At 33.4% G+C, this 15,324-nt stretch carries 13 protein-coding genes; 6 read left to right on the top strand and 7 right to left on the bottom strand.

Translation table 11 applies throughout. The annotated features are described in order from the left end of the window. Window positions 1-65: 65 nt before the first annotated feature. Window positions 66-1,544, bottom strand: coding sequence for a proline--tRNA ligase (gene proS, locus ACHRVL_RS16185; protein ID WP_395414399.1), 1,479 nt, complete (start codon window positions 1,542-1,544; stop codon window positions 66-68). A 101-nt stretch (window positions 1,545-1,645) separates the two neighbouring features. Between proS and ACHRVL_RS16180 the strand changes: the two genes are divergently transcribed. The 5 genes from ACHRVL_RS16180 (at window position 1,646) to ACHRVL_RS16160 (ending at window position 7,261) form a co-directional block, all read left to right on the top strand. Then, complete coding sequence (locus tag ACHRVL_RS16180; RefSeq protein ID WP_395414396.1) at window positions 1,646-2,647, top strand: hypothetical protein; 1,002 nt, start codon at window positions 1,646-1,648, stop codon at window positions 2,645-2,647. A 48-nt stretch (window positions 2,648-2,695) separates the two neighbouring features. Further along, entirely contained in the window at window positions 2,696-4,201 is a 1,506-nt protein-coding gene (locus ACHRVL_RS16175) for an OmpP1/FadL family transporter (protein WP_395414394.1), read from the top strand. A gap of 201 nt (window positions 4,202-4,402) precedes the next feature. Further along, window positions 4,403-5,713, top strand: coding sequence for a 30S ribosomal protein S12 methylthiotransferase RimO (gene rimO / locus ACHRVL_RS16170; RefSeq protein ID WP_089056222.1), 1,311 nt, complete (start codon window positions 4,403-4,405; stop codon window positions 5,711-5,713). A 42-nt stretch (window positions 5,714-5,755) separates the two neighbouring features. Next, on the top strand, window positions 5,756-6,322 hold the full coding sequence (locus tag ACHRVL_RS16165) for a hypothetical protein (protein WP_395414391.1): 567 nt from the start codon (window positions 5,756-5,758) through the stop codon (window positions 6,320-6,322). Between the two features lie 33 nt (window positions 6,323-6,355). Further along, a complete protein-coding gene (locus ACHRVL_RS16160) occupies window positions 6,356-7,261 on the top strand; it encodes an N-acetylmuramoyl-L-alanine amidase (RefSeq protein WP_089052951.1) in 906 nt (301 codons plus the stop codon). A gap of 333 nt (window positions 7,262-7,594) precedes the next feature. Here ACHRVL_RS16160 and ACHRVL_RS16155 read toward each other — a convergent pair whose 3' ends face one another. The 5 genes from ACHRVL_RS16155 to ACHRVL_RS16135 all read right to left on the bottom strand — a co-directional run bounded on the left by ACHRVL_RS16155 (window position 7,595) and on the right by ACHRVL_RS16135 (window position 12,723). Next, on the bottom strand, window positions 7,595-8,665 hold the full coding sequence (locus ACHRVL_RS16155) for an outer membrane beta-barrel protein (RefSeq protein ID WP_089052950.1): 1,071 nt from the start codon (window positions 8,663-8,665) through the stop codon (window positions 7,595-7,597). Between the two features lie 810 nt (window positions 8,666-9,475). Then, window positions 9,476-10,432 (bottom strand): aldo/keto reductase, encoded by a 957-nt coding sequence (locus tag ACHRVL_RS16150; RefSeq protein WP_395414389.1) that lies wholly within the window; start codon window positions 10,430-10,432, stop codon window positions 9,476-9,478. Window positions 10,433-10,606: 174 nt separating this feature from the next. Further along, window positions 10,607-11,173, bottom strand: a complete 567-nt coding sequence (locus ACHRVL_RS16145) for an HdeD family acid-resistance protein (RefSeq protein ID WP_395414387.1) — start codon at window positions 11,171-11,173, stop codon at window positions 10,607-10,609. A gap of 221 nt (window positions 11,174-11,394) precedes the next feature. After that, the gene (locus ACHRVL_RS16140) at window positions 11,395-11,805 is read right to left on the bottom strand and encodes a hypothetical protein (protein ID WP_395414385.1); all 411 of its coding nucleotides are present in this window, start codon (window positions 11,803-11,805) and stop codon (window positions 11,395-11,397) included. Between the two features lie 135 nt (window positions 11,806-11,940). Continuing rightward, entirely contained in the window at window positions 11,941-12,723 is a 783-nt protein-coding gene (locus ACHRVL_RS16135) for a sialate O-acetylesterase (RefSeq protein ID WP_395414383.1), read from the bottom strand. A gap of 282 nt (window positions 12,724-13,005) precedes the next feature. Here ACHRVL_RS16135 and ACHRVL_RS16130 point away from each other — a divergent pair, with 282 nt between their 5' ends. Continuing rightward, complete coding sequence (locus tag ACHRVL_RS16130) at window positions 13,006-13,515, top strand: C40 family peptidase (RefSeq protein WP_395414381.1); 510 nt, start codon at window positions 13,006-13,008, stop codon at window positions 13,513-13,515. Between the two features lie 78 nt (window positions 13,516-13,593). Here the strand turns inward: ACHRVL_RS16130 and ACHRVL_RS16125 are convergent, their stop codons facing one another. Continuing rightward, window positions 13,594-15,174 (bottom strand): murein L,D-transpeptidase, encoded by a 1,581-nt coding sequence (locus ACHRVL_RS16125; RefSeq protein ID WP_395414378.1) that lies wholly within the window; start codon window positions 15,172-15,174, stop codon window positions 13,594-13,596. Window positions 15,175-15,324 lie beyond the last annotated feature (150 nt).

Raw genomic sequence — 15,324 nt, 5'->3', positions numbered from 1 at the left:
GCGGATGCAAAGATACATCTATTTTTTAGCTGTACAATAGCTGATGCAAAATTTTTTATTTTTTTTTAATATGCCTTAGCAAAAAGCACTCTTTTTGAAGATGGATTCCCAGTAAACACACAGGATCCAGCCTCTTCAACAGCATCTAAAGGAATGCATCGAATCGTTGCTTTTGTCAAATCTTTTATCTTCTCTTCAGTCGCAGCAGTACCATCCCAATGAGCAGAGATAAACCCTCCTTTTCCTTCTAAGACTTCTTTAAATTCCTCAAAACTATTTACTTCCGTAATATGCGTATTACGATACCCTAATGCCTTGTTAAATAAATCCGTTTGAATCTGCTCTAATAAATCATTTACATAATTTACGATTCCCTCAGCAGAAACAACCTCTTTTGTCAAAGTATCACGTCTGGCAACTTCAAATGTTCCGTTTTCTAAATCTTTTGGACCAACTGCAATTCTAACAGGAACACCTTTCAACTCCCACTCCGCAAATTTAAATCCAGGTTTTTGAGTTGTTCTATCATCATATTTCACAGAAATCTTAAGCTTTCTCAATTTAGCAGTTAATTCATTAACAGCTGTTGTAATTTGAGCCAATTGCTCATCTGTTTTATGAATTGGAACAATCACTACTTGTATTGGCGCTAAATTAGGAGGAAGCACTAATCCTTGATCATCTGAATGCGTCATAACCAAAGCCCCCATCAAACGAGTAGAAACACCCCAAGAAGTTCCCCACACGTGTTCTTGCTTTCCTTCGGCATTTGCAAACTTCACATCAAATGCTTTTGCAAAATTCTGCCCCAAAAAGTGAGACGTTCCTGCTTGCAAAGCTTTTCCATCCTGCATTAATGCTTCAATACAATAAGTTTCATCAGCACCTGCAAAACGCTCTGTTTCGGTTTTAAAACCTTTTACAACTGGAATTGCCATGAAGTTTTCAGCAAAATCAGCATAAACGTTCATCATTTTCTCAGATTCTTCCAAAGCTTCTTCTTTAGTTGCATGAGCCGTATGCCCTTCCTGCCACAAAAACTCTGCGGTCCTTAAAAACAAACGCGTACGCATTTCCCAGCGAACAACATTTGCCCACTGATTAATTAGCAATGGCAAATCTCTATAAGACTGTACCCACCCTTTATATGTAGACCAAATAATTGCCTCGCTTGTTGGACGAACAATAAGTTCTTCTTCTAGTTTAGCATTTGGATCAACCATTAATTTCCCCGGCTTATCAGGATCATTCTTTAATCTATAGTGCGTAACAATAGCACATTCTTTTGCAAATCCTTCTGCATTTTTTTCCTCAGCCTCAAACATGCTTTTTGGAACAAATAAAGGAAAATAAGCATTTTGATGTCCTGTTTCTTTAAACATTCGATCTAACTCAGCCTGCATTTTTTCCCAAATCGCATAACCATATGGCTTAATTACCATACAGCCTCTAACTCCTGAATTTTCAGCTAGATCCGCTTTCACAACCAGCTCGTTATACCATTTCGAATAATCTTCTGATCTTGTAGTGAGGTTCTTACTCATATTATATAGTTTGGCACAAATTTTGTTTTAATTATTTTAACTAAATAGTTTGACAAAACTAACTATTTTTGTAATGTGCAACAATAAAAAACACCACAGATATGAAAACTTATATTACTCTACGTCAAAACTCAAGTCATTTTTACTTAATTGGACTATTGAGTTTTCTGCTTGCTTCGTGTGGTTCTTACCAAAACACATCTTATAATGATAATGACGGAGTCTATGGTAATTCAACCACTAGATACGTTCAAACAAACACATCTAACACAAACAATCAATATAAAGATTATTTCAGATCTCTTCAAGACGACAACCAGCCTACGGAAATTTTTACAGATGTAGACAGCTACGGCAACTACTCTCAAAATGACAGTACACAAGTTGCATCAAACGCTTATCCAGCATGGGGAAGCAGTCCATCTGAAGTTTCTATAAATGTATATTCTGACCCAACATGGTCACTTGGATTTGGTTTTGGTTTCGGATATCCATACTACGGATGGGGCTACGGCGGATACTGGGGATACCCTGGTTATGCTTGGGGATATCCTGGATACTGGGGACCTGGATGGGGCTATCCTGGATATTGGGGACCACGTTATTATGGAAACTACTCTTACAATTACGGAAGAAGAGGTTCTGCAGCATACTACGGAAGCGGTAGAAACTACAGCTCAAACAGAAACTTTGCTTCTGGAAGAAACTACTCTTCAAACAGAAATTATACTGACAGAAGTTTCAACAACCGAAGCTATAACAACAGAAGCTATACAACAGATAGAAACTACACGAACAGAACAAACAGCTATTCTGACTACAGAAGAAGTTCTAATGCAAACGGCAGAAACTACACAACAAGCCCAACATTTACAAACAGAAGAAGCACAACACAAGGACAAAGTAACAGCTACGATTATTCAAATAGAAGATCAAGCTCTACAACTAATAGAAGCTACAACAATACCAATAGCAGCCCGTCTAGAACTTACTCTCCTAGCCCATCACGTTCAATGAACAGCGGCGGAGGAAGCATGAGATCGTCTGGCGGCGGTGGCGGTGGCGGAAGATCTTACGGTGGAGGCGGAGGAGGAAGAAGATAACCTTCCCCTCCCTTTTACCAATCTAAAATCACACAAAAACATACCAAAATGAAAAAAATACTCTTCCTATTAATTACAGGACTAACTGTCAGCATCTCACATTCTCAGGAAGTTTCTGATGCTTTACGCTTTTCGCAAGACAACTTAACAGGAACGGCGAGATTTAGAGCAATGAGCGGAGCATTTGGAGCTTTAGGCGGGGATTTATCCTCAATTAGCGTAAATCCTGCAGGATCTGCAATTTTCATAAACAATCAGATGGGTGTAACTTTTAGCAATCAGAATATTAAAAATAATTCTAATTACTTTGGAACCCAAACTTCCGATAAAGACAATTCATTTATCCTAAATCAAGTGGGCGCCATCTTTGTTTTTAATGACAGGAATCCAAACAACAATTGGAAAAAAATTGCGATTGGAGCAACCTACGAAAACACCAACAACTTCAACAACAATGTTTTCTCAGCTGGAACAAATCCAACTAATTCTATAGACAACTACTTCCTTACTTATGCAAACGGAATTCCATTAGGAGACATTACTGGAATACCTTATAAAAATCAATTTTACGATGAGCAGCAAGCTTATTTTGGATATTATGGTTTTGTCATAAACCCAGTAAATCCATTAGACAAAAACAATACTCAATACACTTCTAACGTTCCTGCAGGCGGAAATTACTATCACGAAAACGAAATTTACGCGAGAGGATACAACAGTAAATTAAGCTTTAATATTTCAACTTCTTATAAAGATCGTATTTATTTTGGAGCAAATTTAAACGCTCACATTACTGATTACAGAAGATCAAGCAGTTTCTATGAAGACAATTCAAACCCATTAGAACCTACTGAAACCATTTCTAATTTACGTTTTAACAACGAACTTTATACTTATGGAAACGGATTTTCGTTCCAGCTTGGTGCAATTGCCAAAGTAACAGACTCTTTCAGACTTGGATTAGCTTACGAATCAAACACTTGGTACGAACTTTATGATGAAGTTTCTCAAAGTCTTCATACAACCACACAAGCCGCAAATGGACCTGAGAAATTTGCAGACATAAACCCTAACGTTATTAATGTTTACGAGTCGTACACTTTGCAAACTCCCGGAAAAACAACTTTTAGCGCAGCGTATATATTTGGAAAATCAGGTTTAATCAGTGTTGATTATGCTATTAAAGATTATGGAAACACTAAATACAAACCTACTAACGATCCAGGTTTTAGAGGTGTAAACAATGACATCAGCAATCAGCTGACTAATAATGGAGAACTAAGAATTGGAGCAGAATACAAAATAAACCAATTGAGCTTAAGAGGCGGATACAGATACGAAGGAAGCCCTTATAAAAACAAAACTACAATTGGAGAACTAAACAGTTACTCTGGAGGATTAGGTTATAATTTTGGAGGTACAAAATTAGACTTAGCTTATTCTTATGCTGAAAGAAAATCAAACCAAGGTTTCTTTAGCAAAGGTTTTACGGACGGCGCCAATATCACATCAAAACTCAACAATGTTACTTTGACTTTATTATTTGAATTGTAATTTGAAAACAAACTAAATAACAAAACTTCCGTCAAGTTCCTGCTTGACGGATTTTTTTTATCCCCAACAAAAAAAGCCTGTCTCGAGGCAAAAAAAACGCAGCGCACAACACAATTTACGTCACAAAAAACACCTAAATAGAATCGAAACAAGCGCTGTTTGAATAAAAAAGTGTAATTTTGCACTCCAATTTATAAAAGTATGAGAACCAAGTCTTTAAAAAAGAACAAAATTAACGTAATCACTCTTGGGTGTTCAAAAAATGTATATGATAGTGAAGTCCTTATGGGACAACTTCGTGCAAATGGTAAAGAAGTTACTCATGAAGCCACTAAGGATGAAGGAAACATTATTGTAATCAACACTTGCGGGTTTATTGATAATGCAAAAGCAGAATCGGTTAATATGATTTTGGAATATGCTGACAAAAAAGACAAAGGTTTAGTTGATAAAGTTTTTGTAACTGGATGTTTATCTGAACGCTATAGACCAGACTTAGAAAAAGAAATCCCAAATGTAGATCAATACTTTGGTACAACAGAATTACCGCAGCTGTTAAAAGCTTTAGGCGCCGATTATAAACATGAATTATTAGGGGAAAGATTAACGACAACTCCTAAAAATTACGCTTATTTAAAAATTGCCGAAGGCTGCGACAGACCTTGCAGTTTTTGCGCAATTCCGTTGATGCGTGGATCACATATTTCACAACCAATTGAAAAATTAGTTAAAGAAGCACAAGGTTTAGCAAAAAACGGCGTTAAAGAATTAATACTAATTGCTCAAGACTTAACATACTACGGTTTAGACCTTTACAAAAAGAGAAATCTTGCCGAATTATTAGAAGAATTAGCAAAAGTTGAAGGCATTGAATGGATTCGTCTGCATTATGCTTATCCTACTGGTTTCCCGATGGATGTTTTGGAATTAATGAAACGCGAACCTAAAATTTGTAACTACATTGATATTCCATTACAGCATATTTCAGATTCTATTTTAAAATCAATGCGTCGTGGTACAACACAAGCTAAAACAACACAATTATTAAAAGATTTCCGCGCTGCAGTTCCTGGAATGGCAATCAGAACCACTTTAATTGTTGGATATCCAGGTGAAACTCAGGAAGATTTTGAAATTTTGAAAGATTTTGTTCAGGAAATGAAATTTGACAGAATGGGATGTTTTGCTTATTCTCATGAAGAAAACACACATGCTTACTTACTTGAAGATGATGTTCCAGATGATGTAAAACAAGCAAGAGCCAATGAAATTATGGAATTACAGTCGCAAATTTCATGGGATTTAAATCAAGAAAAAGTAGGACAAGTTTACAAATGCATTATCGACAGAAAAGAAGGCGCACATTTTGTAGGAAGAACAGAATTTGACAGCCCTGATGTTGACAATGAAGTTTTAATAGACGCTTCTAAACATTATGTAAAAACAGGAGAATTTGTTAACATACGCATAATTGAAGCTACAGAATTTGATTTATACGGAGAACCTGCTTAAATTTACCTAAATAATTATCAATTTTAGATAAAAACTTTTTATATGAAAGCTACACAATCTTTATTTCTTTTGGTTTTCACCATATTCTGCTTCAATTCTGTTTCAGCTCAATACGGAAATGGTTATGGAAATGGCTATGGAAATGGTTACGGAAACGGTTATGGAAATGGTTACGGACGAGGCGGCGGAATGGGCATGGACAGAAGCATGATGCAAGGACCACAAAGCACCCCAAGCAAACCTAAAGAAGTTCCTGTAGAAGAAACTGCCGCACTAATTGTTGAACAAATGAAACCAGCTGTTAACTTAGATGAATTGCAGGTAATTGCAATAACAAATGTTTTGGCCGACAGTATGAGAGAACAAGGCATTCTTTTAAAAAATGAAAGCAGCAGTCAAGAAGTAAAAATTGAACAAATAAAAGCTCTAAGAGAAAGTACAAATAAAAAAATAGGTGCTTTTTTAAATCCTGATCAAGTTACAAAGTATACGACTTTCATGGAAAACTTTAAAGAAATCAAAAAACCTTCTAAATCAAAAAAGAAAAAAGATTCAAAAGATAACAAAGAAAAAGAAGAAGACAAACCTGTAGAAAAAGCGCAAGAATAATTGCTCAAACTTCACGATAAAATGTAACTAACCATGGCAAAAAAACATTTTTGTTATCTATTTTTAGCAATTATAATTACTTCTTGCTCAACAAATCCTTACAAGAATACCGAAAAAGCTTATGATCAACAGCTTAAAACCCTGGAAAATCAGATTACAAGCAAAGAACCACAATCAATTCCGCCAATAACTCCAGTAATCATTGATACTTCTTATGCTGCTCAATTAGGCATTATTAAAGATACTTTATCAAAAACAGGATCTACTGCTTTACAAAATGGAATAAATACAGAATGGGTTGGTACAGTAAACTTTAACTTAAGAAAACCAAGCTTTATTATCATTCATCACACTGCTCAAGATTCACTTCAGCAAACGATTAATACTTTTACTAAAGTTAAAACGCAAGTCAGCGCGCACTATATCATTTCTGAAAATGGAAAAGTAGTTCAAATGCTAAACGATTATCTAAGAGCTTGGCACGCAGGAAATGCTACTTGGGGAAAAAATACTGATTTGAATTCTACTTCAATTGGTATTGAACTTGACAACAATGGATTCAAGCCTTTTACTGAAGCTCAAATCAGCAGCTTAGTAGCACTTTTAACCAAGCTTAAAAAAGATTACAATATTCCAACACAAAACATATTAGGACATGCTGATATTGCTCCTGGTAGAAAACAAGACCCAAGTGCTTTGTTTCCTTGGAAAACTTTAGCCGAAAAAGGTTTTGGAATTTGGCCTGATGTTGTATTAGAAGAAGCTCCTTTTGACTTTAAAATAGAACCTGCACTTAGAATAATAGGATATAACACCAAAAATCTTTCGGCAGCTATTATGGCATTTAAACTGCACTACATTCAAACTGATGTGACTGCCACTTTAGACCGAAAAACAATAGACACTATTTATTCGATTTATAAAAAACAAGTTCAATAAATTGTATTCACAAAATACAAAAAGCGCATTTCTACAATTTTAGAAATGCGCTTTTTTTGTTCCTTTTAGTTTCCATAATCCGCCAGCACAAACACCAATTATCAAAACTTAAAAAACGAGTTTAAATGCAGATTAGAAATCCTCATACTATGACATTTCCTTAATTACCTATAATTAACATACTACGGCAAAAACACTAAATAAAGTGCGTAAATCTTTTTCCATTTTTTTTTTATCTGCAACAAAAGAGCAAGACATTCAAATAAAAAAGCTGCCAAAACATTAATATGTTTCGACAGCTCCAAAAAAAAAAAAAAATATCAATCTTTATCTCTAGAAAGAGTATGTTGTAGCAAGGAGAGCATAGAATGATCCGCCAGTTGGAGCAGCATCTTTATCTAAAAAAATGTCCTCTGATGCGGCATCGTATCTTATCTCTGGAATAATAGTCAGTTTTCCAACTTTATAATTTAAAGAGGCTGTATTAGCAAAAACATTTGATCCAGTTAGAGTTCCTAAACTTGGAGCAGCACTTTTTGCATCAAAATATTCCATTCTATAAGCTAAAAGTAATGATGGAGAAAATGCATAGTTTGCATAACCTACTAAAGAAAACCACTCACCATCATCTACGCTTGAAATATCATTTTTAGTTTTAGCGTACGTTGCATTAAATCCAAGTCCAAAGCTGTCGCTTATTGTTTTTGATGCAACAAAATCAAACTGTGTTTTATTCTCTAAAGAAGATGGATTACTGCTGCCTGAAGTAAAATTCAAATAAGCACTTCCAGTTTCACCAATATATCCTAATTGACCTATATATGTTTTTTGAGTAGAACCCGCATCCATAGCCGATTTAAAATCAGTAGGATTTGTTATACCAAACATTGCAGTAAACTTTCCTGAAGTATATTGTGCTTTTACACCAGTATTAAAAAATGGACCATAAGAAAAAGCATAAGACATACTATAGTTTTTATTATCGACAGCATCTAAAACTTCGTATCCAATATGAGTTCCAAAACTACCTGCTACGACTTTAAATTTATCTGTGATTTGATAAGTAAAAAACAATTGTTTTATCAAAAATTTTGCTGTTATATCTTTATCAGTTGTTTCATTATAGGAGAACTCTCCTGCTCTTTTTCCAAATCCTAAGTCTACAAAAACAGAAGCTTTTCCAAATGTATGTCCTGCCTCTATCGACGCCATTCCTAATTCAAACGAATCCTGTGAGTTGGTAAAGCTCGTTAATCCGTTCATTTGTTTCGAAAAATCATATTTATAGTAAGCATCTGCAGACCCTCCCCAAGTTGTTGCCGGCGAAGTTTTTGTTTCATCATCTTGGGCAAAAGCAAAAGAACTCGTTAACGTCGCGGCTAAAATGTAAAATACTTTTTTCATGTGTTAATTGGTTTTTAGTTATTAATTGATTTTGGTTAGTTAATCTTTTATATATCTATTTAATAGTATAAGTCATTTTTAAAACCTTGAATCCGCCTCTAAAACCTCCTCATTTTCATTAGCGAATTTATTAACTTTTGCATGAGTAGAACAATTGAAAACTACTTTTTTGGCTTTTTAAACGAAGAATTACGGATTACAAAAATTAAAACATCAATAATCATTATTTGACATTTATAAGGTTTTGTTTTTAAAAATTCAACAACTCAATTTAACAAACAAGAACACAAAAACAAGGGTAAAAACCAAAACAAACAACAGCAAAGTGTAAAAAATAACATTTTTAAACACATAAAAACAACTATACCCACTAAAAAATAGGGTATAAAAAAATATACTAAAATATCAATAAAAACATATTTTTTACAAAACAACAGAGTTTATCAAAAACAGATCGTAAAAATTCCTACAAAAATAAAAGCCCTGAATACTTTAAAAAAGGTCTCTTTTTAAACGACCAATCACCTTTTAAAAACAAAAAACCTGTCCAAAATTTGAACAGGTTTCAAAACCACAAAAAAACGATTCTATTCTTAACAGTTATACCTTATTTAAATTTCACGCACTTTTATTCCATACTCTTTGTATCTCGAAAAAACAGAAATAGCTTTAAAACGCTTAGTATTCAAAAACTTTTACAGTAACAATGGAGACACAATTAAGTATCGCAGATTATACTACTATACATATAACAAAAAACGCACTGCTATTGCAGTGCGTTTTCAACATTTATCTAAATCAAATATTCTTTTATGCTAATATCTTTTCAATGGCATTCAATTCATCGGGGGCAAACTCTAATTTTTGCAAACAATCTATATTATTGTTTAATTGCTTTACTGAGCTCGCGCCAATCAAAACAGACGTAATTCGTTTATCCTTTTGCAGCCAAGCCAGTGCCATCTGTGCCAAAGATTGATTTCTGTTTTTAGCAATTTCATTTAATTGAACCAATTTCTGAATGCGTTCTTGTGTAACCTCATCTTCCTTCAAATGCCCGTTTGGATTATGTGCTCTAGAATTTTCTGGAATTCCATTTAAATATTTGTCCGTTAAAAGTCCTTGTGCCAAAGGCGAAAATGCGATGCAGCCCACTCCTTTCTCCTCTAAAACATCCAACAAACCATCCTCTACCCAGCGTTCTAACATAGAGTATTTTGCTTGATGAATTAAACAGGGTGTCCCTAATTGCTTTAAAACATCAACCGCTGCACGAGTTTGCTCTGCCGAGTAATTACTGATTCCAACATAAAGTGCTTTCCCGCTTCTTACCGCATAATCCAGAGCCATCATTGTTTCTTCAATTGGTGTTTCGGGATCAGGGCGATGTGAATAAAAAATATCCACATAATCCACCTTCATTCTTTTTAGACTTTGATCTAAACTTGACAGCAAATATTTTCTAGATCCCCAATCGCCATAAGGCCCATCCCACATTGTATAACCTGCTTTGGTTGAAATGATAATTTCATCACGTAAATTTCCTTGAAAATTATGCCATAAAATTTTACCAAAATTTGTTTCAGCAGAACCCGGAACCGGGCCATAATTATTAGCCAAATCATAATGTGTAATTCCTTTATCAAAAGCTTCTACAGCAATACTTTCAGCATTTTCAAAATTATCTACCGACCCAAAGTTATGCCATAATCCTAAGGAAATTTCAGGCAGTAATAACCCGCTTTTTCCGCATCTGTTGTATTTCATTATCTAAAATTGAGATTAAATATTCTACCAAATAACCCTAAAAAGATTTAATAGCCTTTTTAAGTTTAACCATCGAAAGATACCTATTTTTTTTTTTCGACTCAAAAACAAACCCGACAGATTTTAAAATCTATCGGGCTTACTTTATAAAATACAAAACATCTTTTTTATATTTTAATGCATATCATGTATTCTCTTTAATTTGAAAGAAAAATAAATATAAAAAATTCCAAGAGCAATAAAAGCAAAAGCTGTCCAATATACTAATGAAAGTCCCGCAAAAACTGGGTTCCATAATAATACAAACGAAAATATAGTTCCGAGTATTCCTAAAATCAAAAGATTTCCCCAATCAGAAACTGCATAACTCTTTAAATTAAAAGCAATAACTATAGCCATTATAGAGCGAAATAGAATTACAAAACCTACATAAAGCGGAAGTAGAGTAATTGAGATCAGCGGGTTAATAACCAGCATTATTCCAACTACTAAACCTATAATCCCTGATGCTAATGTCCATCCCCAGTTATCAATTTTCTTTCTGTTTGAAAGAGCAAAAATGATTTCAAAAATCCCGCTTCCTAAAAACGAAATACTAAAAAGAAAAGCAAGAGTTAAATAAGCTGCCAACGGCGTCATAAAAGACCAAATTCCGATTCCAACAAACAGCAATCCCACTAACAACGGAATATACCAGTAATCAATAGCTTTTTTTACTTTTTTAAATAAAGAGTTTTCCATAAGTATACTTTTAAAATCGTGCCTACTCTATAAAGTTTTCAGCTTACCTTTAAAAACTAACGTTATAAAAACCGCTTCTCAACTCTTCTTATACCGCTGTCTTTCAAAGATATAAATAAAAACTTACACTTAAAGTATTATTCATTGCCAGTTTCAGCTTTATCTTGTCAGGTAAAAACACAAAACAACTTAAAGCTGCAAAAAACTTTAAAAAATCCCTTCTACTCTGTAATAAAACAAGAAGCTGGCAGATTTGCTTCATTAAACAAGTCAGATTGTATTATATTTCCCCAAGCAAATCTAACTTTGAGAGGATTATCAACTTTCTTGCACATCAAAACAACTTGACTCTTTTTAATTGATGCTTCGGCAAAATAGAAAACTCCATCAGCTCCGGCAACTTCAAATTGTCTAGAATTTTTATTCTTAAAATACAATCCTTCAGCATAGTCAAAAGAAACTTCTACTGTATTTTTTTCAATTTTAATTTCTTTGTAAAGTGGTCCGTTAACTAAATTCGAATTGATTTTATACGTCTCGGTCAAAGCCAAATTTGCCAAACGTATTCCAACTTCTTTTTTATTCTTTGGATGAATATCAGTAGTATCTGAAATGTCCGAAGTCAGAACCATTCCCGTTTTCGCGACTTCTTTTAAAATTTTTCTTTGAGAATTTCTAACTATGACATTCCAAAAATTATTTGCACCAGATTTAAAAGGAGCGATTTGAACGAAGTAAAAAGGAAATTCATCATTCCAAACTTTTCGCTAAGAAGCGATCAAAGCCGATACTGTTTTATCATACACTAAAGAACCAACATTAGATTCTCCTTGATACCAAAGCGTGCCCGCAATTTTAAATCCTGCAAAAGGATGAATCATTGCATTATAAGCACGTCCAGGCAAATGTGGATCGTATTCTTGATTATTTAATTTCTTGGCACTTTCCAACAAAACAGGGTTATTTTGCACAACTTCTTCTGGCATCCAAATCTCTGCAGGAGTTCCTCCCCAATTTGAAGAAATCAATCCGATTGGAACATTTTTTAAATCATCCTGCAGGTGTTTGGCAAAGAAATAACCAATAGCGCTAAAATTTCTCATAGTTTCTGGAGTCGATTCTACCCAATTCCCATATAAAGTATGTTGCGGAGTTACGGCTGTTAATTTTGGAACGGTATAAAAACGAATATTTGAATTTGCAGCATTCTTCGCTTCTTTTTCACCGTCATCAATTCCCCAGTCAACAGACATTTCCATATTTGATTGTCCTGTGCAAAGCCAAACTTCTCCAATCAAAATATTTTTTAAAACAACTTCGTTAAACCCATTTATTACGATTGCAAAAGGTCCGCCAGCTTCAGGTGTTTTAATGTAAAACTCCCACTTTGCCTCATTATCAGCAACAGTTTTATACTCTTGATTATCCCAACTCGAAACCAATTTGATTTCCTCATTCGGATTTGCCCAACCCCACATTTTCACTTTTGAGCTGCGCTGTAAAACCATATTATCACCAAAAAAATTTGGAAGTGTAACGTTTGCCATCATAGTATTGGAAATCAACAGAAAGAAAACAAACTTAAATATATTATTTTTTATTATGCCCCTTTTTTGCTAAACATACTTTATTTGTTAAAACACAAATGCGATTCATAAAAATTTTTAAAACAATGTATCTAAAATATCAAAAAGTAATAATAACAGATGCCATAATGCACTAAGAACGACTTTTAAAAACAGTTAATTCTTACAATTAATATGATTCATTCTTTTGATTTACAATTTTTAGAACCTATCTTTATCGATTAAATATTTTCTTCTTATAAAAAAATGAAATCATATCTCCTTACAGCTTTACTATCTTTTACTTTATTTTCTTCTTTTACTTTAAAAAAGAACGAACAACAAAGTGCTTTTTTTAATCCAAAAATACAAACCGAAATTAACCGAGATTCTATTGTCGAATATGCTAAGAAAAGCTTAGGCATACCATACAAATATGCCAGCAATGATCCCAAAAAAGGATTTGATTGTTCTGGTTTTGTAGGTTATGTTTTTAAAAACTTCGGCATGACTTTACCAAGAAGTTCTGGTGGTTACAAAAATTTAGGAAAAGGTTTAAAGCCTGAAGAATTTAAAGTTGGTGATGTTCTAGTTTTTTATGGTTACAAAAATAAAACTGTAGTGGGCCACGTTGGAATAATATGTGAAGCAAACGGAATGCAGTCTAAATTTATTCATGCTTCATCTGGAAAAGCACAAAAAGTTACCATTACCGCTTTGGATGCGGAACATTATACAAAACGTTTCTACAAGTGTATTGATGTCTTGAATAAATAATTTTTACTGCAAATTACACGAATTTATAAGCACCAATTTAGTTTTAAATCGTGTAATTCACGGATAGAACTTTTATATTTATTCTTCTGTCAGTAGTTTTATCAAACTTTCATCTCTTTGATAAATATCTTTATAAAAATTCATGTTCCCTTCTCGATCAACCCAAGCTGTAAAATAACCAATGTAAACAGGTATTTTATTTTTTAATGTGTACCAGCTTTCTTTCCCGGCATGCATGGCTTTGTCAATTCTTGCAGGTGTCCACGAGGGATCTTGTTTTAATAATTCAATTGCCAGTTCACGAGGTTTAGCCACACGCACACATCCGTGGCTGAAAGCTCTGCTTTCTCTTTCGAATAAACTTTTTGAAGGTGTATCATGCAAATAAATATTACTAGAATTTGGAAATAAAAACTTTACTAAACCTAATGAATTGTTTTTTCCTGGAAGCTGACGAACTGCACCATTATTCCATTCTAAATTTTTCTGTTTTAAATAATTTTTATTCTTAGCCATTCCTGGTTTTATCTCTTTATTGATAATACTTGTGGGAACATTCCAATACGGACTAAAAACAATATTATTCATCATTCCGCTGAAAATAACCGTTTTTGTCATCGCTTTTCCAACTACAACTGCTGATGTAAACGCAATTTTACCATCCCGAATTAAATACAATTTAAACTCTGGAATATTTACCTCTAGATATTCTTTACCTTTTTCTAATTCAGGATCAATCCAGCGGCAGCGCTCCATATTCGCAATTATCGTTTTAATTCTATCAGATACTGGCACATTCATTTCATCAATATGTTCACGTAAGATTATATTTTTGGGAGACAAACCATGATGCAATTCGTAGTTTTTAATCGAGTTCATTAAAACCGAATCACATACTGGACTTTTAGAATCCTCTTTAATATCTTTTGTAACGTAAAGTCTTTCTCTAATCTGGGCTATAACATCAGACGAATCTCCTAATTTTAGATTTTTATAACTATCATCTATTTCAATAGTTTTCCAACCGCCTTTTTTTTCAATTTCTCTGTATTCACGAAGAACATCGCGAAGTTTATAATACTGACTGAACATTTTACTCTTTCGATCATCGTTTATAGTAGATTTTTGAAAAATAGAATCAGAGAAAACTTGATAATTCAATTTTTTTCGAGGAAGAAGCCATTCTAAAGATCTAGTCGTTTTTTCATCAAAACCACGATATACTTTTTCTCCATAATAAAAATACAAATTGGTTATCATCAAGTCCGTATTTACTTGCGACAACTTGTTATCTGCATTACCTTCAAAAATAAAATTGACTTCTTTGTATGGAAAATTGGATTTTAAACCTTCATTATCTAAGCTTTTGTACTTGTTATACAAAGTATTCCCAAATTCAACTACACCTTTATTATCAAGCCATAATTGTGTTGATTCTTTCTTTTTATATAAAGAAAAAACTTCTGCTTGAAAACCCTTTAATTTTGGATAAGTCTCATAAAAATTAACAATAGCAGTACTATCAATCGAAAGTTTAAGCTCAGGAACAACTGCTTTTGCCGTTTTGGTTTGATTTTCTTCTTTTTTATCCGCTTTAGAATTACACGAAACTACAACTGCAAGAAGCACAACAGCAATAAAAGAATACCAAATTTTCATACTATTTTTTGTATAAAAATAGAAAAGTTTTACTGAAAACAAACCAATTGCAAAAAAATAAATTTTATCCTTTTTAATCTCATTTTTATTCAAAAGACTATAGAGTTAAAAGCAAAAAAAAACTCCAAATACATAATGTATTTGGAGTAT

It is taken from the genome of Flavobacterium sp. FlaQc-28, from assembly GCF_044007415.1.
In the GTDB taxonomy this organism is placed as follows: domain Bacteria; phylum Bacteroidota; class Bacteroidia; order Flavobacteriales; family Flavobacteriaceae; genus Flavobacterium.
Note: the sequence above shows the minus strand (reverse complement) of the source record. Positions and strands in the feature narration are given on the sequence as shown.

What these genes read in the sequence shown, in the direction of transcription:
- ACHRVL_RS16160 (WP_089052951.1), top strand. Translation starts at nt 6,356, where the DNA reads ATGGCAAAAAAACATTTTTGTTATCTATTTTTAGCAATTATAATTACT.
- ACHRVL_RS16165 (WP_395414391.1), top strand. Translation starts at nt 5,756, where the DNA reads ATGAAAGCTACACAATCTTTATTTCTTTTGGTTTTCACCATATTCTGC.
- ACHRVL_RS16175 (WP_395414394.1), top strand. Translation starts at nt 2,696, where the DNA reads ATGAAAAAAATACTCTTCCTATTAATTACAGGACTAACTGTCAGCATC.
- ACHRVL_RS16130 (WP_395414381.1), top strand. Translation starts at nt 13,006, where the DNA reads ATGAAATCATATCTCCTTACAGCTTTACTATCTTTTACTTTATTTTCT.
- ACHRVL_RS16150 (WP_395414389.1), bottom strand. Translation starts at nt 10,432, where the DNA reads ATGAAATACAACAGATGCGGAAAAAGCGGGTTATTACTGCCTGAAATT.
- ACHRVL_RS16180 (WP_395414396.1), top strand. Translation starts at nt 1,646, where the DNA reads ATGAAAACTTATATTACTCTACGTCAAAACTCAAGTCATTTTTACTTA.
- ACHRVL_RS16135 (WP_395414383.1), bottom strand. Translation starts at nt 12,723, where the DNA reads ATGATGGCAAACGTTACACTTCCAAATTTTTTTGGTGATAATATGGTT.
- ACHRVL_RS16125 (WP_395414378.1), bottom strand. Translation starts at nt 15,174, where the DNA reads ATGAAAATTTGGTATTCTTTTATTGCTGTTGTGCTTCTTGCAGTTGTA.
- ACHRVL_RS16140 (WP_395414385.1), bottom strand. Translation starts at nt 11,805, where the DNA reads ATGGTTCTGACTTCGGACATTTCAGATACTACTGATATTCATCCAAAG.
- ACHRVL_RS16155 (WP_089052950.1), bottom strand. Translation starts at nt 8,665, where the DNA reads ATGAAAAAAGTATTTTACATTTTAGCCGCGACGTTAACGAGTTCTTTT.
- rimO (WP_089056222.1), top strand. Translation starts at nt 4,403, where the DNA reads ATGAGAACCAAGTCTTTAAAAAAGAACAAAATTAACGTAATCACTCTT.
- ACHRVL_RS16145 (WP_395414387.1), bottom strand. Translation starts at nt 11,173, where the DNA reads ATGGAAAACTCTTTATTTAAAAAAGTAAAAAAAGCTATTGATTACTGG.
- proS (WP_395414399.1), bottom strand. Translation starts at nt 1,544, where the DNA reads ATGAGTAAGAACCTCACTACAAGATCAGAAGATTATTCGAAATGGTAT.